Raw genomic sequence first — 23,573 nt, forward strand, 5'->3', positions numbered from 1 at the left:
TCTCAGATAGTAGGAAGTCCGAGTAATTGTGGAGACAGCTGGAGAGGACTGTCCTAGCTTTGTAGGAGCCGAACGTCCCGCTCCATCGAGCGCAGGGCGGTCGAGAGCGTCACGCCCCGAGCAGGCCACCCCTGCGGCGACGTTCCCCGCCCCTTCCGGCGCCTTCGATCACCACGCCCTCCGTACCCGCACGTCGGAGCGGCATCACGACGATCTCAAGGAGTCGATCCCTCATGGCCGCTCAGACCGCCCGCCGCGTCCGCCACTCCGCCGCCCGTCCCAGCGACGAGGCCCGCAAGAACGCCGCCGCCGCCCTCCAGCGCTCCCTCGACCGTCGCGACAACGGCGGTTCCACCGGTCACTGACGCGTCCGCCGTTCCGTCCGCCGGACCGCGCCTTGGTCCACATGGTGGACGGAACGTGTCAGACGATGGGACGAAGAGTAGGGTGCCGACATGTCTCACAGCATCGATCTCGCAGTCATCCCCGGCGACGGCATCGGCCAGGAGGTCGTGGCCGAGGGCCTCAAGGTCCTCGCGGCCGTCCTTCCCCAGGATGTGAAGCTGGAGACGAAGGAGTACGACTTCGGCGCCCAGCGCTACCACGCCACCGGTGAGACCCTCACCGACGCCGACCTCGACTCCCTCAAGCAGCACGACGCGATCCTGCTCGGCGCGATCGGCGACCCGTCGGTCCCGTCCGGCGTCCTGGAGCGGGGCTTCCTGCTGAAGCTGCGCTTCGCCTTCGACCACCACGTCAACCTGCGTCCCTCGAAGCTGCTCCCCGGCGTCGCGACCCCGCTCGCCGGCCAGCCGGAGATCGACTTCGTCGTCGTCCGCGAGGGCACCGAGGGCCCGTACACGGGCAACGGCGGCACCATCCGCAAGGGCACCCCGCACGAGGTCGCCACCGAGGTCTCCGTCAACACGGCCTTCGGTGTCGAGCGCGTGGTCCGGGACGCCTTCGCCCGCGCCCAGGCCCGCCCGCGCAAGAAGCTCACGCTGGTCCACAAGAACAACGTGCTGACCTTCGCGGGCCACCTGTGGACGGACATCTTCAACAAGGTCGCGACCGAGTTCCCCGAGGTCACCACCGACTACCTGCACGTCGACGCCGCGACGATCTTCCTCGTCACCGACCCGGCCCGCTTCGACGTCATCGTCACCGACAACCTCTTCGGCGACATCATCACCGACCTCGCCGCCGCCGTCTCGGGCGGAATCGGCGTCGCCGCCTCCGGCAACATCAACCCGAGCGGCGAGTTCCCGTCCATGTTCGAGCCGGTCCACGGCTCCGCGCCGGACATCGCGGGCCAGGGCAAGGCCGACCCGACGGCCACCGTCCTCTCCGTCGCGCTGCTCCTGCGCCACCTCGGCTACCAGGCCGAGGCCGCCCGCATCGAGGAGGCGGTCGCCGCCGACCTCACCGAGCGCGGCGACGCGCCCCGCACGACGGCCGAGATCGGCGACGCGCTCGCGGTACGAGTAGCGAGCTGACCCGCCGCTGAAGATCCACCCCAGCCGCCGGGTCGCGACAAGCACCCGGCGGCTGTACCTATGCGGTCGCAGGGTGCCACCATCGAACCCTGGACCGCCTCACCCGCGTTTTCGTGCAGCGGCCCCCACGAGCGATAATCGAACGTGGGGCCGCGGCATGCGGGAAAGCTCGGACGTCCAAGCAGTACTGCGTGACTGCGGAGCGGCGTGAGCGCGGTCCGACACACACAACCGGTGAAGGACAAGCACTCATGACGACGCCCACCATCGAGCTCAAGCCCTCCTCCAGCCCGCTGTCCGACGCGGAGCGTCAGGCGATCCTGGCCAACCCGGGATTCGGCCGCCACTTCACCGACCACATGGTCACCATCCGCTGGACCGAGGGCCGCGGCTGGCACGACGGCCAGCTCGTGCCGTACGGCCCGCTGTCGCTCGACCCGGCCACCAACGTCCTGCACTACGCCCAGGAGATCTTCGAGGGCCTGAAGGCCTACCGCCGCCCCGACGGTTCGGTCGCCAGCTTCCGCCCCGACGCCAACGCCCGCCGCTTCCAGCGCTCCGCGCACCGGCTCGGCATGCCGGAGCTGCCGGTCGAGACCTTCGTCGAGGCCTGTGACGTGCTGGTCCGGCAGGACGAGGCGTGGGTCCCGGCGCACGGCGGCGAGGACTCGCTCTACCTGCGCCCGTTCATGATCGCGACCGAGGTCGGCCTGGGCGTCCGCCCGGCCAACGAGTACCTCTTCGTCGTCATCGCGTCCCCGGCCGGCCCGTACTTCGCCGGTGGTGTCAAGCCCGTCTCCATCTGGGCCTCCGAGGACCGGGTCCGCGCCGTCCCCGGCGGCGTGGGCGACGCCAAGACCGGCGGCAACTACGCGGCCTCCCTGCTCGCGCAGGCCGAGGCGGCCGCCAAGGGCTGCGACCAGGTCTGCTACCTCGACGCCGTCGAGCACAAGTGGGTCGAGGAACTGGGCGGCATGAACCTGTACTTCGTCTACGGCAACAGGATCGTCACCCCCACCCTCACCGGTTCGCTGCTCGCGGGCATCACCCGTGACTCGCTGCTCCAGGTCGCCCGCGACCTCGGCTACGAGGCGGAGGAGGGCCGGATCTCCATCGACCAGTGGCAGGAGGACACCGCGAACGGCAGCCTCACCGAGGTCTTCGCCTGCGGCACCGCCGCCGTCATCACCCCGGTCGGCACGGTCAAGTCCGCCCGGGGCGAGTGGCAGCAGTCGGGCGGCGAGCCCGGCGAGGTCACGATGAAGCTGCGCGAGGCGCTGCTCGCCATCCAGACCGGCAAGTCCGAGGACGTCCACGGCTGGATGCACGAGCTGGGCGCCAAGTAGGCGGCCGGAAGAGCCTCAGGACTCCGAGTCCACCAGGACGCCCGGGACGGTCTCCGTCCCGGGCGTCCGCGTTTCCTGGGCCCGCGCCGGGTCCTTGGGCGCCGACGGCGTCAGCACGGCGTACAGCGCGCCGCCGACGATCCCCGAGAAGACGAAGCTGCAGTCGATCCCGCCGGTCAGGGCGAGCAGCGGCCCCTCGTAGAGCGGCGTCGACACCGCGGCCAGGCCGACCGCCGCGCCGATCGCCCAGGAGACGGTGGCCCGCGGGTGCCAGCCGGCCGCGTACCAGTAGACGCCGCCGCGCGAGCGCCGGTTGTAGACCTGGAGCGCCTCCGCGTCGTAAGCGCCCCGGCAGCGCACGTGCCCGATCAGGGTGATCACCGCCCAGGGCGTGCCGATCGCGGTGAGCAGCAGCACGAAGGAGGTCATCGCGGTCTGCGCGTCCGAGGCGAAGTGGCCGAGGAAGACGAAGGCCGTGGAGACCGCCGCCACCACGAGCGTGGCCCGGGCGCGGGTGGCCTTCGGCAGGATCGCGTCGAGGTCGAGGCCCATGGAGTAGAGCATGAGCCCCGCGTTGCCGACCGAGCCGGCCGTCGCCGCGAGCAGCAGCGGGACCAGGTACCAGACGGGCGAGGCCGCGACGAGCGGTCCTGCGTAGTCCAGGCCGCCGCGGGCCGCCAGCGCCGTGTACGTGCCGAACAGCTGAGGGACCAGCAGGCCGATCAGGAGGCCCAGACAGGTGGCGCGCCAGACCTTCTTCGGGCTGTGCTTCGCGGGGGAGATGTAGCGGGTGTAGTCGCCGAGCAGGGTGATGAAGGCGACCGGTCCGCTGAGCCCGGCCGCGACGGCGGACAGCAGCCAGGTCGGCCAGAACGAGCCGAGCAGATACGGGGTGTCCGGCACCGCGGCCGAGGTGAAGTCACCGGCGTACGCGACGAGTCCGAGCGCGAGCAGCACGGTCATGCCGATCGCGAGGGCCTGGCTCAGCTTCAGCAGCAGCCGGTAGCCGTAGACCGCGCCGATCACGGTGAGGGCGGCCAGCAGGGCGTAGACGAGGGTGTGCGCCACGCCGCCGGTGGGCAGGCCGACGAGCCGCTCCAGGGTGCCCACCATCACGTCGCCGCCGATCCACAGGGTCAGCGCGGTGTAGCCGAGCGAGAGCAGCAGGCCGACCACCGAGCCGACCAGCCGGCCCCGTACGCCGAAGAAGGCGCCGGAGGAGGTGGACAGGTTGGTGGCGGTGCGCAGCGAGACGAGCGCGAGCGGGGCGGTGACGGCCACGCCGACGAGGGTGCCGGCGACGACGGAGGTCACCGCGGCCCACAGGCCGAGACCGAAGGAGACCGGCAGCCAGCCGAAGACGATCACGCCGAGGCAGAGGTTGGAGCCGAGGAGGATCGACACGAGGTCGCGGGGGCCGCTGGTGCGTTCCGCTTCGGGGATGGTGTCGACTCCGCGCTGTTCTATCGCCATGGGGTCTCCTGGGGGGAGGGGGCGGGGCAGGGGGGGCGTGGGGGGTTAATTTAGAGCGACGCTCAATGTGACCTACTTGAACAGCCGACGTCAATGCTTGGAACATGCGGTCTCAGCATTTAGAGTGTCGCTCAAACAGGAGGTGTTTGGCACGTGCGACTGACCCCCACGGAACGCGACCGGCTGCTGCTCTTCGGCGCCGCCGAGCTCGCCCGCGCCCGCCGGGCACGGGGACTGCGGCTCAATGTCCCCGAGGCGACCGCGCTCATCGCGGACACGGTCTGCGAGGCGGCCCGCGACGGCAAGCGACTCGCCGAGGCGATCGAGGCGGCCCGCTCCGTCCTCGGCCCCGAGGACGTCCTGCCGGGCGTCGCGGACGTCGTGACCGAGGTCCACGTCGAGGCCGTCTTCGACGACGGCTCCCGGCTCGCGGTGGTCTCCGACCCCATCGGCGGGGGTTCCCTGGGCGCGGACGCGCCGGGCGCGCTGCGGCCGGGGCCCGTGCGGGAGGAGACCGAGCCGGACGTCCGGCTGACCGTGCGCAACACGGCCGCCGTCCCGGTCAGCGTCACCTCCCACTTCCACTTCTTCGAGGCCAACCCGCGCCTCGACTTCGACCGGGCCGCCGCCTACGGGATGCGGCTCGCCATCCCGGCGGGCGCCTCGTTCCGCTTCGACCCCGGCGGCGAGGCCGAGATCGGCCTGGTCCCGATCGGCGGCGCCCGCGTGGCCATCGGCTTCGCGGGCCTGGTCGACGGCCCGCTCGACGCGCCCGGGGCCCGGGAAGAGGCCCTGCGCAGGGCCGCGGCCTGCGGCTACCTCGGCGCCGACGCCCCGAAGGAGGGTGAGTGATGGACCCCTACGAGTACGCCTCCGTGCACGGCCCCCGCGCCGGCGACCGGGTCGTCCTGGGCGACTCCGGCCTGGTGGTGCGGGTCGAGTCCGACGCGCAGAAGCCGGGTGACGAGTTCCTGGCCGGCTTCGGCAAGACCGCGCGGGACGGTCTGCACCTCAAGGCCGCCGCGGTCCGCGAGACCTGCGACGTCGTGATCAGTAACGTGCTGGTGATCGACGCCGTGCAGGGCATCCGCAAGGTGTCGATCGGCATCCGCGAGGGCCGGATCCACGCCATCGGGAGGGCCGGCAACCCGGACACCCTCGACGGCGTCGACGTCGTCGTCGGCACCGGCACCTCGATCGTCTCCGGCGAGGGGCTCATCGCCACCGCCGGTGCCGTCGACACCCACGTCCACCTGCTCTCCCCACGGATCATGGAGGCCTCGCTCGCGAGCGGCGTCACCACGATCATCGGCCAGGAGTTCGGCCCCGTCTGGGGCGTCGGCGTCAACTCGCCCTGGGCACTCAGGCACGCCTTCAACGCCTTCGACGCGTGGCCGGTGAACATCGGCTTCCTGGCGCGCGGCTCCTCCTCGGACCCGGCGCCGCTGGTCGAGGCGCTCGCCGAGGGCGGGGCGTCCGGCTTCAAGGTCCACGAGGACATGGGCGCCCACACCCGGGCCCTGGACACCGCGCTGCGGGTGGCCGAGGAACACGACGTGCAGGTCGCCCTGCACAGCGACGGCCTCAACGAGTGCCTCTCGGTCGAGGACACCCTCAAGGTCCTGGAAGGCCGGACGATCCACGCCTTCCACATCGAGGGCTGCGGCGGCGGCCACGTCCCCAACGTCCTGAAGATGGCGGGCGTGCCGAACGTCATCGGCTCCTCGACCAACCCCACGCTCCCCTTCGGCCGCGACGCGGTCGCCGAGCACTACGGGATGATCGTCTCCGTCCACGACCTGAAGACGGACCTGCCCGGCGACGCGGCGATGGCGCGGGACCGGATCAGGGCCGGGACGATGGGCGCGGAGGACGTCCTGCACGACCTCGGCGCGATCGGCATCACCTCCTCCGACGCCCAGGGCATGGGCCGCGCCGGCGAGACCGTCCGGCGGACCTTCGCCATGGCCGGGAAGATGAAGGCCGAGCTCGGCCCCCTCGACGGCGACGGCGCCCACGACGACAACGCCCGTGTGCTCCGCTACATGGCCAAGCTGACCATCAACCCGGCCATCGCCCACGGCCTCGCCCACGAGATCGGCTCGATCGAGGTCGGGAAGATGGCCGACATCGTGCTGTGGCGGCCCGAGTTCTTCGGCGCGAAGCCGCAGATGGTGCTCAAGAACGGCTTCCCCGCCTGGGGCGTCACGGGCGACCCGAACGCCGCCACCGACACCTGCGAACCACTCGTCCTCGGCCCCCTGTTCGGCGCCCACGGCGCGACGGCCGCCGACATCTCGGTGGCGTTCGTCGCCCAGGCCGCCGTCGACCTCGGCGCCGACCGCATGCCGACCCGGCGCCGCCGCGTCCCGGTGCGCGGCACCCGGGGCATCGGCCCCGCGGACCTGCTGCTCAACTCCCGGATCGGCGACGTCCAGGTCGACGGCCACAGCGGCCTCGTCTCGCTCGACGGCTCGCCGATCCGCTCCGAGCCGGCCGAGTCCGTCTCCCTCAACCGCCTCTACTTCCTCTGACCCGCTAGGACCGCAGCCCATGACGTACCGCATGCCCGCCGAGTGGACCCGCCACGAGCGCACCTGGATGGCCTGGCCCAGCCCCAACGCGACCTTCACCGACGACCGGGAACTGGCCGAGGGCCGGGCCGCCTGGGCCGCGGTGGCCCGCGCCGTGCGCCGCTTCGAGCCGGTGACCATGGTGGTCGGTCCCGGCGACGCCGAGTCGGCCCGCGCCCTCCTCGGGGAGGACATCGAGCTCGTCGAGCGTGAGCTGGACGACGCCTGGATGCGCGACATCGGCCCGACCTTCGTGACCGACGGCACCGCCCTGGCCGCGGTCGACTGGGTGTTCAACGGCTGGGGCGCCCAGGACTGGGCCCGCTGGGAGCACGACTCCAAGATCGCCCGCCATGTCGCCGACGCGGCCGGCGTCCCCGTACTGTCCTCCCCCCTGGTCAACGAGGGCGGCGCGATCCACGTCGACGGCGAGGGCACGGTCCTCCTCACCGACACCGTCCAGCTGGGCGCGGGCCGCAACCCCGAGTGGAACCGCCAGGAGGTCGAGGCGGAGATCCACGCCAAGCTCGGCACCACCAAGGCGATCTGGCTCCCGCACGGCCTGGCCGCCGACTACGGCATGTACGGCACCCAGGGCCACGTCGACATCGTCGCCGCCTTCGCCCGCCCCGGCACCGTCCTGGTCCACAGCCAGCAGGACCCGCGCCACCCCGACTACGAGCGCTCCCGCCTCTACGTCAACCTCCTGCGCGGCCAGACCGACGCCCAGGGCCGCCCCCTGGAGGTCATCGAGGTCCCGGCCCCGACCGTCCTCAAGGACGAGGACGGCGACTGGGTCGACTACTCGTACATCAACCACTACCTGTGCAACGACGGCGTGGTCCTCTGCGCCTTCGACGACCCCCACGACGAGGTCGCGGCCGAGATCTTCCGTCGTCTCTTCCCGGAGCGTGAGGTCGTCCTCGTCGACGCCCGCACGGTCTTCGCGAGCGGCGGCGGCATCCACTGCATCACCCAGCAGCAGCCGGCGGTGTAGCCACCGGGGCCCGGACCCCGCCCTCCCCGTTCTCTCCGTCCCCCCGTTCCCGCCCCCGCCGGTCACCCCGCGGGGGTGGGCCGGAGGGCCGGATCCGTCGCATCATGTAGAACGTACGAGTGAGTCAGAGCAGCGACCCGACACCCCACCCCCGCCGCCGCAACCAGGCCGCCCCGCCCCGCGAGGACGTGCTGGCCGCCGCGATGGACACCATCGCCGAGCGCGGGCTCGACGGGCTGACCATGGCCGGTCTCGGGCGGCAGGTCGGGATGAGCAGCGGGCACCTGCTCTACTACTTCCGCACCAAGGACGAGCTGCTGCTGCGCACCCTGGAGTGGAGCGAGGGACGGCTCGGCGCCGAGCGCAGCGCCCTGCTGTCCGGGCCGGGGAGCGCGCGGGAGCGGCTCGACGGATACGTGGACGTGTACGTGCCCGACGGGCCGCGCGACCCGCACTGGACGCTCTGGCTCGAGGTCTGGAACCGCTCGCAGAACGCCGACGCCGACGCCCGCGCCCGGCAGGCCGCCATCGAGGGGGCCTGGCACCGGGACCTGGTGGCGATCCTGGCCGAAGGGGTGTCGCGCGGGGAGTTCAAGGCCGTCGACCCGGACCGCTTCGCGCACCGGATGCGGGCGCTCCTCGACGGCTTCAGCGTGCATGTGGCGGTCGGCATCCCGGGAACCGGGCGGGAACAAGTGCTCGGTCACGTCAGGGAGTTCATCGACGAAACCCTGATTTCGCGATCTTAAGGAACGCAAGTACTCCCGATCGTTGCGCGATACGGCCTTGTTGGCCGCGGGTTTCCTCCGGCACGGTTCCTGCCCATGGGACGAGAGCACTGGAAGAAGATCTGGGTAGGGTCGGCCGGCAACATGGTCGAGTGGTTCGACTGGTTCGTGTACGCGAGCTTCGCGACCTACTTCGCGGGGGCGTTCTTCCCCGAGGGCAACGACACCGCCAAGCTCATGAACACGGCCGGCATCTTCGCCGTCGGCTTCTTCATGCGCCCCGTCGGCGGCTGGCTGCTCGGCCGGGTCGGCGACCGCAAGGGCCGCAAGGCCGCGCTGACCCTCACCGTGACGCTGATGTCCGCCTCGGCGGTCCTGATCGCCGTCGCGCCGACCTACGCCGTGGCCGGCTACGGCGGCGCCGCCGTGCTCCTCGTCGCCCGGCTGCTGCAGGGCCTGTCCGTCGGCGGCGAGTACGCCGCCAGCGCCACCTATCTCACCGAGGCCTCCGCCCCGCAGCACCGCGGCTTCGCCTCCAGCTTCCAGTACGTCTCGATGACGGCCGGTCAGATCGTGGGCCTGGGGCTCCAGATCGTCCTCCAGCGGACCATGTCCGCCGAGGCCCTGCACAGCTGGGGCTGGCGCATCCCGTTCGTCGTGGGCGCCCTCGGCGCGGCCGTCGTCTTCTATCTGCGCCGCACCATGCTGGAGACGGACGTCTACGAGGAGACCGCCGACGACGGGGTCGCGCAGGGCGAGAAGGGCACCGTCAAGGCGCTGTGGGCGCACAAGCGGGAGGCCTTCCTCGTCATCGCGCTCACCATGGGCGGGACCGTGGCGTACTACACGTACACCACCTATCTGACCAAGTACCTGTCCAACTCCGCCGGGCTTCCCAAGCAGACCGCCACCCTGGTCTCCTTCTGCGCGCTGATCGTCTTCGCCTGCCTCCAGCCGCTCGCCGGCCGGCTCTCCGACCGCGTCGGCCGCCGCCCGCTGCTGATCACCTTCGCGGTCGGCTCCACCCTCCTGACCGTGCCGATCATGACGATGCTCAAGCACGCGGGCTCCTTCTGGCCGGCCCTCGGCCTCTCCCTCCTCGCGCTCGTCGTCGTCACCGGCTACACCTCGATCAACGCGTGTGTGAAGGCCGAGCTCTTCCCGACCGGCATCCGCGCCCTCGGTGTCGCCCTGCCGTACGCGATCGCCAACGCCCTCTTCGGCGGCACGGCCGAGTACGTGGCGCTCTGGTTCAAGGACGCGGGCATCGAGTCGGGCTTCTCCTGGTACGTGGCGGGCTGCGCGGCCGTCTCGCTGGTCGTCTACCTCACGATGCGCGAGACCCGCGACATCGACCTGGGCCGGGTGGGCGGCGGCGTTCCGCCGCAGCGGGCCGAGGGGGAGGAGAGGGCCTCCGCCCCCGCCTAGGCCGTGTCCGGAGGTCCCGCCTGGGGCGTCGCCCCGCCCCGGGCGGTCACCAGGCGCTGCTGGAGCTTCTGGAGGGCGGCCGTGGCGCGCGGGGCCAGGAGTTTCGCCCGGGCGCGCGATTCGAGGGCGAACACGCTCAGGACGGTGTCGCCCGAGCGGCCGGTGTACACGACATACGGGTAGTCGGTCGCCTTGCCGTCGGCGTCCGCGGACTGGGTGCCCTCCTCGGCCATCACCTCGTCGAAGCCGGTCACCGCGGGCTCGCCCGCCTGGCGCACCCCCGACCAGCGGGACTTCCCGGACTGCTGCACCGGGCAGCGGCGGGTGGTCTCCTGGGCGTCCGCCATGTAGACCTCGGCGGTCCTCACGTCGGCGAAGACCCTCACATCGCTGGTCCCGGTGAGGGTGAGGTTCGCCTCGGGGTACGTCACGGAGCGGGAGACCGCGGCAAGGGTGCCCGAGCGGTTGGCCTGGACGAAGCCCTTGCAGTCCTGCGACACCTCGTACTCGCTCGCCGGATCCTGCTGGTACGGGTCGCTCCGCTTGTGGTCGGGCGCCCAGTCCTCGGGTGCCAGGACCACCCGCAGGGCCAGGGTGTGCGCCCGGGCGCGGGCGGCGGTGGAGTCGGCCGGCGCACTCGACGGCTCGCTGCTCGCGGTGCTCGTGCCGGTCGGCCTCGCGGTGTCCGAGGGGCCCTTCTCGTCGCCGCCCTTCAGGAGGGCCACCAGGGCGACGGTCAGGCTCGCCGCCGCGAGCACCCCGCCCGCGACGAGCAGCAGGAGGCGGCGCCGTCCGCCCGGCGGGGGGAGGGGAGGCACCGGCGCTTCGGACGATCCCGGTGGGGGAGGCGCGGCGCCGCTCCCGCTGCCCCGGCCGCGGCCGTCGCCCGGCTCCGGATCCGGCGGGGGCGGCGGGTGGAGCGGCCCGCTCGGCGGTCCGGTGGGCGGGCCCGACGGAGGCCCCGCGGGAGGTCGAGTGCTCACGCGGGAGATCCGTCCCACGGAACGACCGCCCGCATGCTGAGATCACGCCCCTGTCACCCAGCCGGCTGTGGCAGACTGCGGGCGTGCTTGCTACCACCATGATTATGGGCAGCAGCGCGCCGGTCCGCAGTGGCCGCTGAGCGTGGAACGACCCCCACGCAGGCGGACACCGTGCCCCAGACCCGCGCGCAGACCTCTCGCACCCGCGAGGGGTTTTTTCGTTTTCCGGCCCCACCACCGCCGAAAACGGACCGCGCGTGAGAATGGGGGCAAGTGGATCCAGACCTTCCGGAGCCACATCCGACAGGAGCCATCACAGTCATGACCACGGAGAACGGCGAGAGCCCGCGCCTCGACGACAGCTTCCATGTCTTCGACACCACGCTGCGCGACGGCGCCCAGCGCGAAGGAATCAACCTCACCGTCGCGGACAAGCTGACGATCGCGCGGCACCTCGACGACTTCGGCGTCGGCTTCATCGAGGGCGGCTGGCCCGGCGCCAACCCGCGTGACACCGAGTTCTTCGCCCGCGCCCAGCAGGAGATCGCGTTCAGGAACGCCCAGCTCGTCGCCTTCGGCGCGACCCGCAGGGCCGGTGCCAGCGCGGCCGAGGACCCGCAGGTCAAGGCGCTGCTCGACTCCGGCGCCCCGGTGATCACCCTCGTCGCCAAGTCGCACGACCGGCACGTCGAGCTCGCGCTGCGCACCACCCTCGACGAGAACCTGGAGATGGTCCGCGACACCGTCTCCCACCTGCGCGCCCAGGGCCGCCGGGTCTTCGTCGACTGCGAGCACTTCTTCGACGGCTACAAGGCCAACCCCGGCTACGCCAAGGACGTCGTCCGCACCGCGTACGAGGCCGGCGCCGACGTCGTCATCCTCTGCGACACCAACGGCGGCATGCTCCCCGCCCAGGTCCAGGCCGTCGTCGCCACCGTCCTCGCCGACACCGGCGCCCGGCTCGGCATCCACGCCCAGGACGACACCGGCTGCGCCGTCGCCAACACCCTCGCCGCCGTCGACGCGGGCGCCACCCACGTCCAGTGCACCGCCAACGGCTACGGCGAGCGGGTCGGCAACGCCAACCTCTTCCCCGTCGTCGCGGCCCTGGAGCTCAAGTACGGCAAGAAGGTGCTGCCCGACGGCGCCCTCGCGGAGATGACCCGGATCTCGCACGCCATCGCCGAGGTCGTGAACCTCACCCCCTCGACCCACCAGCCGTACGTGGGCGTCTCCGCCTTCGCGCACAAGGCGGGCCTGCACGCCTCCGCCATCAAGGTGGACCCGGACCTCTACCAGCACATCGACCCCGAGCTGGTCGGCAACACCATGCGGATGCTCGTCTCCGACATGGCCGGCCGCGCCTCCATCGAGCTCAAGGGCAAGGAGCTCGGCGTCGACCTGGGCGGCGACCGGGCGCTGGTCGCCCGCGTGGTCGAGCGGGTCAAGGAACGCGAGCTCAAGGGCTACACGTACGAGGCCGCCGACGCCTCCTTCGAGCTGCTGCTCCGCGAGGAGGTCGAGGGCCGGCCGCGTCGCTACTTCCGTACCGAGTCCTGGCGGGCCATCGTCGAGGACCGCCCGGACGGCACCCACGCCAACGAGGCCACCGTGAAGCTGTGGGCCAAGGGCGAGCGCATGGTCGCCACCGCCGAGGGCAACGGCCCGGTCAACGCCCTCGACCGGGCGATCCGGGTGGCGCTCGAGCGGATCTACCCGCCGCTGGCCAAGTTCGAGCTGGTCGACTACAAGGTCCGCATCCTGGAGGGCCGCCACGGCACCGAGTCCACCACCCGGGTCCTGGTCACCACCAGCGACGGCAACGCCGAGTGGTCCACCGTCGGCGTCGGCGGGAACGTCATCGCCGCCTCCTGGCACGCCCTGGAGGACGCCTTCACCTACGGCCTGCTCCGGGCGGGCATCGACCCGGCGGAATAGTCCCGCCAGGGGGAAAGCTCCCTCGATGTCCTGTTCGGTTCCGTTCGGGTAGCGTCTAACCATGAGGACCAGGGCGATATCCGTGTGGTCGGCCCTCGCCGGCCTGGTACTGCTGCTGCTCCTGGCCCTGGCCCCGTCCGCGGGTGCCAGGGCCACGGGCGTCTCCGACGCGGCCGCCGCCCTGAAACAGGGGCCGGTGTACGTGGACCCGGGCGCGGCGGCGCAGCTGTCGAAGGCCGACGCGGACGCCCTCGCGCGGAAGATCAAGGACGCGGACAAGCCGCTGTTCGTGGCGGTGCTCCCGGCGAACGCCCAGTTCCCGCCGGAGAACCTGCTCCGCAACCTGCGCACCGAGACCGGGGTGACCGGGCTCTACGCCGTACGGCTCGGCGACGGCTTCAACGCGGCCGCCGACTCCTCGGTGATGTCCCGCGACGCCGTGCGCAACCTCGTCGCCGACGTACGGCAGCCCGGCGTCGACGCCAAGACCGAGCTGAACAACTTCGTCGACCAGGCCCTGCCCACCCTGCGCGGCTCCGCGCCCGCCTCCTGGGGCGCGGTCGGCACCTCGTCCGGCTCCGGCGTACCGGTCGCCGGTCTGGTCGTCCTGGGCGCGATCGTGCTGGCCGGCGGCGCGGCCCTCTACACGGTGAGCCGGCGCAGGCGGCTGCGCCGTGAGGCCGAGGAGCGCGCGGCCCTCGACCGGCTGCGGGTCGTCGTCGACGAGGACATCACCGCCTTCGGCGAGGAGCTGGAGCGGCTCGACTTCCACCCGGCCGAGGCCGGCGCCGACGACGCCATGCGCGGGGACTACGAGCGGGCCCTCGACTCCTACGACAAGGCCAAGTCGCTGATGGAGACGGCCACCCGCCCGCACGACGTGCGCGGGGTGACCCAGTCCCTGGAGGACGGGCGCTACTCGCTCGCCGTGCTCGCCGCCCGCCGCGAGGGCCGGGAGCCGCCCGAGCGGCGTCCGCCCTGCTTCTTCGACCCGCGGCACGGCCCCTCGACCGGGGACCGCACCTGGACCCCGGCCGGTGGCTCCGCCCGCCAGGTGCCGGTCTGCGCCGCCGACGCGGCCCGCCTCGACGACGGGCTCGACCCGCAGGCCCGCACCGTCGAGACCGACGGCGGGCGCCGCCCCTACTGGGAGGCGGGACCCGCGTACGGCCCCTGGGCGGGCGGCTATTTCGGCGGCGGCATGCTGCCCGGCCTGCTGGTCGGCACCATGCTCGGCTCGATGCTCTCCACCCCGGCCTACGCCGCCGAGTACGGCGGCGCGGACTTCCAGGGCGGCGACTTCTCCGGCGCCGACTTCAGCTCCGGCGACTTCGGTTCGAGCGACTTCGGCGGCTTCGACGGGGGCGGGGGATTCGACGGCGGTGGCGGCTTCGACGGCGGTGGCGGCTTCTGATCCCCGTCCGGCTGCCGCCCCTCGCCTGGCCGCGGGGCCGTGTCAGACCAGGGGCTTCACCGACATCAGCAGATGCCGGTGGGACCCGGCCGCGTCCGTGATCAGCGCCCGCTGTCCCGGGCCGAGGAGCTGCAGTCGCAGCTCGGGGGCGTCGAAGGAGCCCAGGGCGTCGAGCAGATAGCCCGGGTTGAAGGCGACCGTCATCGACGCGGCGCCGGTGAGGGCGGCGGGCAGCCGCTGGGCGGCCACGTCGTCCTCGTACCCCGCCTGGAGGTGGACGCCCGTCCCGTCGAAGGCCAGCTGGACCGGGCTGTCGCCCTCGGCCACCACGGCGACCCGCTTCACCGCCTCGACCAGCGGGGCCCGCTCGGTCACCGCGACCGCGTGCTCCCCGAGCGCGAAGAGCTTGTCGTGCCGGGGGAGCCGCCCGTCGAGCAGCCGGGTGGTGGTCCGCATGCCCTCGCTCTCGAAGCCGATGGAGCCGTGGTCGAGGGCGAGCCGCAGCGGCCCCGCGCCCGCGAGCGAGCGGGCGATCTCGGTGAGCCGCCGGGCCGGCACCACGACGTCGGCGGCCCCGGCGCCCACCGGCGGCTCCCCCCGCGGCCGCCACTCCAGGGTGCGCACCGCGTACCGGTAGCGGTCCGTCGCGGCCAGCGTCATCGTCGTGCCGTCGAGGCCGAGCCGTATCCCCGTCAGCACCGGCAGCGCGTCGTCCCGCCCGGCCGCCACCGCCACGTGGCCGACGGCCGCCGCGAAGGCGTCCGCGTCCACCTCCCCGCGCAGGGCGGGCAGCGCGGGCGGGGCCGGGTAGTCGTCGAGGGGGAGCAGCGAGAGCCCGAACCGGGCGTCGCCGCCGGTCACCGCGAGCCGGGCCCCCTCGACCGCGCAGACCACCGGGCCGTGCGGGAGCACCTTGCAGATGTCGAGCAGCCGGCGCCCGAGCACCAGGGCGCGCCCGTCCCGTGGGGTGTCCGCGTCGACCTCGATCCGGGCGGAGGCCTCGTAGTCGAGGCCCGAGACGCGCAGCCGGCCGTCGGCGGCCTCCAGGAGCAGGCCGCCCAGGACGGGCACGGGGGAGCGGGCGGGCAGCACCCGGGCGGCCCAGGCCACGGCTTCGGTCAACGCGGCGCTGTCGATGCGGAGTTCCATGCCGGTGACGCTAACGGGCACCACTGACAACGGCAGCGGCCCGGAACGCCGAGCGCCCGCCTTCCGCTGCGGGGCGGAGAGGCGGGCGCGCTCGTTTTCGGCCGTACACGGGCCGGTGGGGCCAGGGCCCCGGGGATCAGGCGGCGTTCTTGATCGCGGAGATGTCGAAGTTCAGCTTGACCTTGTCGCTGACCATGACGCCACCGGTCTCCAGGGCCGCGTTCCAGGTCAGGCCCCACTCGGAGCGCAGGATCTCGGCGTTGCCCTCGAAGCCGACACGCTCGTTGCCGTAGACGTCGGTCGCGGTGCCGTTGAACTCCAGGTCGATGGAGAGCGGCTTGGTGACGTCCTTGATGGTCAGGTCGCCCTTGATCCGGTACTTGTCGCCGCCCAGCTGCTCGGCCTCGGTGGAGCGGAAGCTCATCGTCGGGAACTTCTCGGCGTCGAAGAAGTCGCCGCTGCGCAGGTGCCCGTCACGGTCGGCGATGCCGGTGTCGATGGACGCGATCTTGACGTCGATGGAGGCGGAGGAGGCGGCCGGGTTCGAGCCGTCCAGCTTCAGCGCGCCCTCGTGCTCCGCAAAGGTGCCGCGGACGTTGGTGACCATGGCGTGGCGGACGGTGAAGCCGATGCTGCTGTGGGCCGGGTCGATCGTGTAGTCGCCGGTCAGGGCGGCGAGGGCCGGGTCCACCGGGAGGGTGGCGACGGCGGAGGTGGCGGCCTCGTTGTTCTTGCGGCTGAAGATGCCCATGACGTGCTCCTTGATCAGATTTCCCGGCGGGTGGGGGGCCGGTTCCCGTGTTGTTGAACCTTCAACGAGAACGACGATAGACCTATTCCGTTCAACTTTCAACATCTGGCGGGAAGAGTTCACCCGGACGGTCCCGACGCCCTCTGGCGGACGCGCGTAGAACTGCGGCACCATCTCCCTGCGCGACCAGCTCCACCGCACCACCTGCACAGCCGTCCCCTACCGTCACGGTCATCAGCAGGAGGCACCCTCCGTGAAGCTCCGCTCCGTCCTCACCGCGCTCGGCCTGGTCCTCGGCGCCCTCTTCGCCCCCGGCTTCGGCGCCCTGTCCGGCGCCGCCGACGCCCACGCCGCGGTCACGGTCACCAAGATCAGCCACGCCACCGCGACCTCGATGTTCCGGAACTCGGGGATCACCTGGTCCTCCTCCGGCAACTGCTCGGACCGCTACAACTCCACCTGTACGTCCTTCGAGCAGCTCAACCTCGCCACCGCCCAGGGCGCCCAGACCCTCAAGAGCGCCAGCGGCTGCGCCCTGAACATCACCGGCGGCACCGAGACCGGCCACGCCAGCGGCACGTACTCGCACTGGAACGGCTACAAGCTGGACTTCGCCAAGGGCACCTGCGTCACCAACTACGTCAAGAACACCTTCACCTACATCGGCCTGCGCGGCGACGGCGCCCCGCAGTGGAAGTCCGGCGCCGGCAACGTCTACGCCGACGAGGGCAACCACTGGGACGTGACCTTCTACAACTGCGGCGGCTGCTGAGGCACTTGGACTAAGCGGAGGGGGTTGTTGGACTGGCGGGGCCGTCCGCGCACGATCTCGTTGACGGTGCTCCGCCCCGCCGGGCCAACTGGTGCGCATGTCGCACCCCTACCCTCCCTCCGCCGCGCGGCGGCTGCGCACGGCCTGTGCGCTGGCCGCCGCCACCTCCGCCGTACTGGCCCTGGCGGGACCGGCCCGCGCCGGGACCGCCGCCGACACCCCCGAGCCGGCGACCGCCGCCGTCATCGGCTCCGCGCAGCTCTCCGTCGCCGTCGCCGAGGACTTCCCCCGTGTCCTCTCGTACACCGACCGCGCCACCGGCGCCCGGCTGCTCGGCTCCACCGCCCCCGTCACCCAGGTCGTCCTCAACGGCACCGCCTACACCGTCCAGACCACGGCCGCCCCCGTCGTGACCGGGGACTCCGCCGCGTACACCCTCGGCTTCCCCGCCCTGCCCGGGGTCGAGATCGACGCCCGGCTGAGCGTCGGCGGCCGGGCGACCACCTTCCGGGTGACCGCCGTGCGCGACACCGAGGCATTCCGGGTCGGCACCATCGACATCCCCGGCCACGACCTGGTCTCCGTCGGCTCGGCCGACCCCGGCGCCGCGACCGCGTTCACCCGGCTCGATCCCGACTCCACCCGGACCGCGGACGTCTTCGGACGGGTCACCGACGCCACCCCGGCCGACCCGGCGGCCGTCGGCGCCAGCTACGCGATCGTCAACACCGGGCAGCTCGCCGCGGCCGTCGAGTCGAACTCCTCCTACGACAAGCCCACCGGCGCCTCCGCCCGCGACGGCGCCCGCTTCTGGCACCAGGCCCGTAAGTCCGCGACCGGCACCGAGACCCGCGTCGGCGTCTGGTCCGGCCAGTGGACCTACCGCGGCGCCGGCGCACCCCGCCCGGAGAGCGGCGACAACCTGCCCTGGGCCAAGGTCGTCGTCACCCCCGACGCCAACGGCGACGGCCGCACCGACTGGCAGGACGGCGCCGTCGCCTTCCGCACCATCGGCATCAGGGCCCCGGGCAGCGAGCAGACCCCGGACCGGGTGGTCGCCCACATCCCCTTCAACTTCGCCTCCCAGGCCACCCACCCCTTCCTGCGCACCCTCGACGACGTCAAGCGGATCTCGCTGGCCACCGACGGCCTCGGCCAGTTCGCGCTGCTCAAGGGATACGGCTCCGAGGGCCACGACTCCGCCCACCCGGACTACGGCGGCAACTACAACAAGCGCGCCGGCGGCCTCGCCGACCTCAACACCCTGCTGCGCGAGGGCAGGAAATGGGGCGCGGGCTTCGGCGTCCACGTCAACGCCACCGAGGCCTACCCCGAGGCGAGGAACTTCAGCGAGACGCTCGTCGACAAGAGCAGGCCGGGCTGGAACTGGCTCAACCAGAGCTACTCCATCGACCAGCGCCGCGACGTCAACAGCGGCGACCTCGCCCGCCGCTTCCAGCAGCTCAGGGACGAGACCGACGCCAATCTGTCGATGCTCTACATCGACGTCTACTACACCCACGGCTGGATCGCCGACAAGACGCTGCAGGCCGTGCAGGCCCAGGGCTGGAACGTCGCCACCGAGTGGTCGGAGAAGTTCGAGCGGGCCTCCCTGTGGTCCCACTGGGCCAACGACCTCGACTACGGCGGCGCCGCCAACAAGGGCCTCAACTCGCAGATCATCCGCTTCATCCGCAACGGCGAGAAGGACGTCTGGAACGCCCACCCGGTCCTCGGCCAGACCGCCCTCGTCGACTTCGAGGGCTGGACCGGGGAGACCGACCACACCGCCTTCACCGCCAACATCTGGCAGCGCAACCTGCCCGCCAAGTACCTCCAGCAGCAGCGGATCACCCGCTGGAACGGCGACGACATCACCTTCACCGGCGGCGTCCGCGGCACCGTCGAGAACGGCCGGCGGACCTTCTACGCGCACGGCCGCAAGGTCCTCGACGGCGACTCCTATCTGCTGCCCTGGGCCGGCGGCAGCAAGCTCTACCACTACAACAAGACCGGCGGCAGGACGAGTTGGGCCGTCGCCGGCACCGGCTCGTACACCGTCTACAAGCTCACCGACAACGGGCGGGTGAAGACCGGCACCGTCCGGCCCCAGGGCGGCCGGGTCACCCTCGACGCCGTCGCCGGACAGCCCTACGTCCTCTACCCGGACCGGGCGCCCGAGCAGCCCGCCCCCCGCTGGGGCCAGGGCACCCCGGTCAGGGACCCCGGCTTCAACGACGCCGGACTGCGCTCCTGGACGAAGACCGGCACCGTCGCCCGCGACACCGACGCCCAGGGCCGCAACAGCGCGAAGCTCACCGGATCCGCCGGCGCCTCCGTACGCCAGCGGGTCACCGGCCTGACGCCCGGCGCCCGCTACACCGCCTCCGCCCTGATCGAGGTCGAGCCCGGCAGGACCCGGCCGACGACGCTCTCCATCGGCGGCGCCGCCGTCACCGTCGAGCGCTCCGTCCTGGAGAACCGGGTCGCCGCCTCCGACTGGAACGGCACCCGCTTCCAGCGCGCCAAGGTCACCTTCACCGCCCCCGAGAGCGCCGAGCTGCGGATCGAGGCGGCGGCGGGCAGCGCCGCCGGCGTCCGCGTGGACGACGTCCGGATCGTCGCCGACGACCCGGCGACCCAGCCCGGAGCCCTGGTGTACGAGGACTTCGAGGCCGTCGACCAGGGCTGGGGGCCCTTCCTCAAGGGCGACGCGGGCGGCACCAACGACCCGCGCACCCACCTCGCCCAGCTGCACGCCCCGTACACCCAGGCCGGATGGAACGGGAAGCTCGTCGACGACGTGCTCGACGGCGCCGAGTCCCTCAAGTCCCATGACGAGAACAGCGGCCTGGTCTACCGGACCGCGCCCTGGACCGTGCCCATGAAGGACGGGCACGCCTACCGCGTCGCGTTCGACTACCAGTCCAGCCACGCCGGCGCCTACGAGTGGGTCACCGGCTACGACCGCAGGACCGGCCAGGGCGTCCCCGTGGAGACCCGCCGCACCGCCATCGGGCGGCAGACGTCCACCGGGCACTTCGCCGAGACCGTCACCGCGGGCTGCGGCGACACCTGGACCGGTCTGCGCAAGCGCGCCGACGCCCCCGACGGCGCCGACTTCGTGCTCGACCGCTTCACCGTCACCGACCTCGGCCCGGCCGCCGAGCGGGCCGCCTGCGGCACCCTCGCGGTCACCGCGCCCGAAACCCTGGAGCCGGGCCGCGCCCACACCGTCACCGTCTCCTTCGGCAACGACGAGGCCACCGCCGTCGAGGGCGCCGAGGCCGCGCTGAACCTGCCCGAGGGCTGGACCGCCGAGCCGGCCGGGCCCGTCGCCCTCGCCGCCGTCGAGCCGGGCGCCACCACCACCGCCACCTGGCGGGTCACCCCGCCGGCGGACGCCGCCCACCGGCCGTACGAGCTGGCGGCGAGCGTCGGCTACGCCGTCGGCGGGGAGCCCCGGAAGCTGACCGCCGCCACCACCGTCCGCACCCTGCCCCCGCCGCCCACCGCCGACAGCTGGGCGAGCGACCTCGACTGGGTCTCGGCCGTCAGCGGCTGGGGGCCGGTCGAGAAGGACCTCTCCAACGGCGGGACCGGCGCCGGCGACGGCGGTCCGCTGCGGATCGGGGGAGCGGCCTACGCCAAGGGCCTGGGCAGCCACGCCCCGGCCACCATCCGCTACTACCTGGGCGGCCGGTGCACCTCCTTCACCGCCCAGGTCGGCGTGGACGACGTCCAGACCACCCGCGGCAGCGTGCAGTTCGGCGTCCTCGCCGACGGCACGGAGAAGGCGAAGTCCCCGGTCCTCAAGGCCGCCGACGCCGCCTGGTCCCTCACCGCCGACATCAGCGGTGCCTCGTACGTCGACCTGGTCGTCGGGGACGGCGGCGACGGAAACGGCAACGACCACGCGGACTGGGGGGACGCCCGCTTCCACTGCGGGGGCTGAGCGCTTACAGGACAAGGCAGTAAGCGCTTGTTGTGCTCATTGATTGCGTCGGAGGACGGGTGCTACACCGGGCTCGAACCGGCCCGGACCGGTCCACACCTCTTCCCCCGGAGGCCCCCGTGCCCGTCCCCCTCGCAGGCCAGCTGTCCCGCCGCACCCTCCTGACCGCGGCCTCCGCCGCCGCGGCCGCCCTCGCCCTCGCACCCCACGCGCACGCCGCCGAGGACGAGTTCGAGACGCTGCGGCGGCGCTGGGTCGACCTCCAGCTCGGCTCCGGCTACGACGCCGGGGCCGAGCCCTACGCCTCCCGGCTCGCCGAGACCGGTGCCCTCGCCCGGGGCTTCCGCGCCACGATGGCCCCCACCGTGAACTCGGTGTGGCCCGACGCCCCGTTCGACCCGCCCGCCGGCATCACCCAGAGCTACGGCCGGCTGTGGACGATGACCCAGGCCTACCTCCAGGACGGCACGGGCCTCACCGGCGACCCCGCCCTCCTCGCCGACGTCCTGCGCGGCCTCGACCACCTCTCCGAGCGCGTCTACCACCCGGGCACCGTCCGCTACGGCAACTGGTGGGAGTGGCAGATAGGCTCCCCGCGCCTCCTCATGGACATCGTCGCCGCCCTCCACCCGCTCCTGGGGGCCGACCGGATCACCGCCGCCTGCGCGGCCGTCGACCACTTCGTCCCGGACTCCGCGCTCGGCGCGTACACCGGCACCTCCACCGGCGCCAACCGCGTCGACCTGTGCCGGTCGGTCGCCCTGCGCGGGGTCCTCGGCGCGAACCCGGCCAAGATCGCCCTCGCCCGGGACGCCCTGTCGCCCGTCTTCCCGTACGTCACCCAGGGCGACGGCCTCTACGCCGACGGCTCCTTCGTCCAGCACACGTGGGTCGCCTACTCCGGCACCTACGGCCAGGTCATGCTCGACGGCCTCGGGCGCCTCTTCAGCCTGCTCGCCGGCTCCACCTGGGAGGTCACCGACCCCAACCGGCAGATCATCCTCGACAGCGTCGAGCACGCCTACGCGCCCCTCATCTACGACGGACTGGTGATGGACGGCGTCAACGGGCGGGCCGTCAGCCGCGGTTACCTCAAGAGCGACCAGCGGCGGATCATGCGCTCGGACCACTTCCACGGCCAGGGCCTGATCGCCGCCATCGCCCTGCTGGCCGGCGGCGCGAGCCCCGCCGAGCGGACCCGCTGGCACGCCCGGGTGAAGGGCTGGATCGAGCGGGACACCGTCTCCCCGGTGCTCGCCGCCCGCCAGTTCGGCGTCGCCGACCTCGCCCGCCTCGGCGCCATCGCCGCCGGGCCCGTCCCCGCGGCGCCCGAACCCACCGGGCACCGCCTGTTCACCGCCATGGACCGGGCGGTGCACCGCCGCCCGGGCTGGGCCGCCCACATCGCCATGGCCTCCGAGCGCATCGCCTTCTACGAGTGCGGCAACGGCGAGAACCCCCGCGGCTGGCACACCGGCGCCGGCATGCTCTCGTGGTGGACACCGGACCAGGGCGGCCAGTACACCGACTGGTTCTGGCCCACCGTCGACCCCTACCGGCTGCCCGGCACCACCGTCTCGACCAAGCGCCTCGCCGACCGGGCCGGCGGCGAGTGGGGCGCGGCCCGGCCGGCCGTGAAGTGGGTCGGCGGCGCCACCGACGGGGAGTTCGCCGTCGTCGGCCAGCACCTCAAGGGTCTCGGTTCCACCCTGGAGGCCCGCAAGTCCTGGTTCTGCGCCGCCGACACCGTCATCTGCCTGGGCGCGGGCATCACCGCGCGCGACGGCGTGCCCGTCGAGACCGTCGTCGACAACCGCCTGCTGGGCGAGGGCGGCACCCAGGCCTTCACCACCGGCGACGGCTGGGCCCACCTCGAAGGCCACGGCGGCTGGGTCTTCCCGCAGGGTGCGCGGGAGCTGCGCACGCTGCGCGAGGACCGCACCGGCGCCTGGAGCGACATCAACACCACCAGCTCCACCGAGCGCCGCACCCGCCGCTACCAGACCCTGTGGCTGGACCACGGCACGGATCCGGTGGGCGCCTCGTACGCCTACCTGCTGATGCCCGGGGCCTCGGCCCGCACCCTCGCGGCCCGCGCCGCGGACCCGGGCTGGCTGCGCGTCCTCGCCAACGACGCCGGCCGGCAGGCCGTCGCCGTCCCGTCCCTCGGACTGACCGCCGCCAATTTCTGGGCGGCCGGTACCGTGGAGCGGCTCACCGTCTCCGCGCCCGCGAGCCTGCTGCTGCGACGCGGCGGGCCCGCCGTGGCGCTGCGGGTGAGCGAGCCGGTGCGGAGCGGAGCGCCCTTCGAGCTGGCCTGGGACCGCCCGGTGCGGGAGGTGCTCTCCCGGGACGCGTCCGTGGAGGTGATCGCCGCGGGGCCGCGCGGGCTGCGGCTGCGGATCACCCCCGGTACGGCGGGCGCGACCCACCGTTGCGAAGTCCTTGTGTAGAAACCCTACAATCACCTGGGGTGTCTGGCTGTTGACTCGGCCTGGTGGGGCGAATGTTCTGTCAAGCCCCACCAGGATTCGACACGGGAGACTGTACGGAGTCGACGGCGGGGTTTC

Annotated in this window: 17 protein-coding genes; 13 read left to right on the forward strand and 4 right to left on the reverse strand. The window is 72.7% G+C overall.

Annotated elements, in window-relative coordinates; translation table 11 throughout:
- Positions 1–233: 233 nt before the first annotated feature.
- The 3 genes from ACH414_RS09765 to ACH414_RS09775 all read left to right on the forward strand — a co-directional run bounded on the left by ACH414_RS09765 (position 234) and on the right by ACH414_RS09775 (position 2,842).
- Positions 234–365, forward strand: coding sequence for a hypothetical protein (locus tag ACH414_RS09765; RefSeq protein ID WP_382538278.1), 132 nt, complete (start codon positions 234–236; stop codon positions 363–365).
- A 90-nt stretch (positions 366–455) separates the two neighbouring features.
- A complete protein-coding gene (locus ACH414_RS09770; RefSeq protein ID WP_398941411.1) occupies positions 456–1,496 on the forward strand; it encodes a 3-isopropylmalate dehydrogenase in 1,041 nt (346 codons plus the stop codon).
- Between the two features lie 251 nt (positions 1,497–1,747).
- Complete coding sequence (locus tag ACH414_RS09775; RefSeq protein ID WP_382538283.1) at positions 1,748–2,842, forward strand: branched-chain amino acid aminotransferase; 1,095 nt, start codon at positions 1,748–1,750, stop codon at positions 2,840–2,842.
- A 15-nt stretch (positions 2,843–2,857) separates the two neighbouring features.
- On the opposite strand, the gene ACH414_RS09780 is transcribed toward ACH414_RS09775, so the two are convergent.
- Positions 2,858–4,315, reverse strand: a complete 1,458-nt coding sequence (locus tag ACH414_RS09780) for a cytosine permease (RefSeq protein ID WP_391770243.1) — start codon at positions 4,313–4,315, stop codon at positions 2,858–2,860.
- Between the two features lie 153 nt (positions 4,316–4,468).
- On the opposite strand from ACH414_RS09780, the gene ureA reads away from it, so the two are divergent.
- The 5 genes from ureA to ACH414_RS09805 all read left to right on the forward strand — a co-directional run bounded on the left by ureA (position 4,469) and on the right by ACH414_RS09805 (position 10,041).
- Complete coding sequence (ureA, locus tag ACH414_RS09785; protein WP_382538289.1) at positions 4,469–5,167, forward strand: urease subunit gamma; 699 nt, start codon at positions 4,469–4,471, stop codon at positions 5,165–5,167.
- On the forward strand, positions 5,167–6,849 hold the full coding sequence (locus ACH414_RS09790; protein WP_382538292.1) for an urease subunit alpha: 1,683 nt from the start codon (positions 5,167–5,169) through the stop codon (positions 6,847–6,849). The genes ureA and ACH414_RS09790 overlap by 1 nt, the downstream gene beginning before the upstream one ends.
- Before the next feature lie 19 nt (positions 6,850–6,868).
- A complete protein-coding gene (locus tag ACH414_RS09795; protein WP_382538295.1) occupies positions 6,869–7,885 on the forward strand; it encodes an agmatine/peptidylarginine deiminase in 1,017 nt (338 codons plus the stop codon).
- A 203-nt stretch (positions 7,886–8,088) separates the two neighbouring features.
- Positions 8,089–8,634, forward strand: coding sequence for a TetR/AcrR family transcriptional regulator (locus ACH414_RS09800; protein WP_382538465.1), 546 nt, complete (start codon positions 8,089–8,091; stop codon positions 8,632–8,634).
- 75 nt (positions 8,635–8,709) lie between these two features.
- Positions 8,710–10,041: an MFS transporter gene (locus tag ACH414_RS09805; protein ID WP_382538297.1), complete on the forward strand. Its 1,332-nt coding sequence runs from the start codon at positions 8,710–8,712 to the stop codon at positions 10,039–10,041.
- Here the strand turns inward: ACH414_RS09805 and ACH414_RS09810 are convergent.
- Complete coding sequence (locus tag ACH414_RS09810) at positions 10,038–10,859, reverse strand: hypothetical protein (RefSeq protein ID WP_391770244.1); 822 nt, start codon at positions 10,857–10,859, stop codon at positions 10,038–10,040. The genes ACH414_RS09805 and ACH414_RS09810 overlap by 4 nt on opposite strands.
- A 486-nt stretch (positions 10,860–11,345) precedes the next feature.
- Between ACH414_RS09810 and cimA the strand changes: the two genes are divergently transcribed.
- Positions 11,346–12,962: a citramalate synthase gene (cimA, locus tag ACH414_RS09815; RefSeq protein WP_382538303.1), complete on the forward strand. Its 1,617-nt coding sequence runs from the start codon at positions 11,346–11,348 to the stop codon at positions 12,960–12,962.
- Between the two features lie 61 nt (positions 12,963–13,023).
- Positions 13,024–14,376, forward strand: a complete 1,353-nt coding sequence (locus ACH414_RS09820; RefSeq protein WP_386569584.1) for a hypothetical protein — start codon at positions 13,024–13,026, stop codon at positions 14,374–14,376.
- Between the two features lie 42 nt (positions 14,377–14,418).
- On the opposite strand, the gene dnaN is transcribed toward ACH414_RS09820, so the two are convergent.
- Both dnaN and ACH414_RS09830 read right to left on the reverse strand, forming a co-directional pair.
- Positions 14,419–15,525, reverse strand: a complete 1,107-nt coding sequence (gene dnaN / locus ACH414_RS09825; RefSeq protein ID WP_382538308.1) for a DNA polymerase III subunit beta — start codon at positions 15,523–15,525, stop codon at positions 14,419–14,421.
- A 136-nt stretch (positions 15,526–15,661) separates the two neighbouring features.
- Entirely contained in the window at positions 15,662–16,276 is a 615-nt protein-coding gene (locus ACH414_RS09830; protein ID WP_386569580.1) for a YceI family protein, read from the reverse strand.
- A gap of 253 nt (positions 16,277–16,529) precedes the next feature.
- Between ACH414_RS09830 and ACH414_RS09835 the strand changes: the two genes are divergently transcribed.
- The 3 genes from ACH414_RS09835 to ACH414_RS09845 all read left to right on the forward strand — a co-directional run bounded on the left by ACH414_RS09835 (position 16,530) and on the right by ACH414_RS09845 (position 23,456).
- Positions 16,530–17,048 carry a hypothetical protein gene (locus ACH414_RS09835; protein ID WP_382538313.1) on the forward strand — a complete coding sequence of 173 codons (519 nt, stop codon included), beginning with the start codon at positions 16,530–16,532 and terminating at the stop codon, positions 17,046–17,048.
- 97 nt (positions 17,049–17,145) lie between these two features.
- On the forward strand, positions 17,146–21,003 hold the full coding sequence (locus ACH414_RS09840) for an endo-alpha-N-acetylgalactosaminidase family protein (RefSeq protein WP_398941416.1): 3,858 nt from the start codon (positions 17,146–17,148) through the stop codon (positions 21,001–21,003).
- Positions 21,004–21,122: 119 nt separating this feature from the next.
- Positions 21,123–23,456, forward strand: a complete 2,334-nt coding sequence (locus ACH414_RS09845; protein ID WP_398941417.1) for a polysaccharide lyase 8 family protein — start codon at positions 21,123–21,125, stop codon at positions 23,454–23,456.
- Positions 23,457–23,573: the final 117 nt, after the last annotated feature.

Origin of the sequence: Streptomyces sp. NPDC020422 (assembly GCF_044386705.1) — a bacterium.
In the GTDB taxonomy this organism is placed as follows: domain Bacteria; phylum Actinomycetota; class Actinomycetes; order Streptomycetales; family Streptomycetaceae; genus Streptomyces.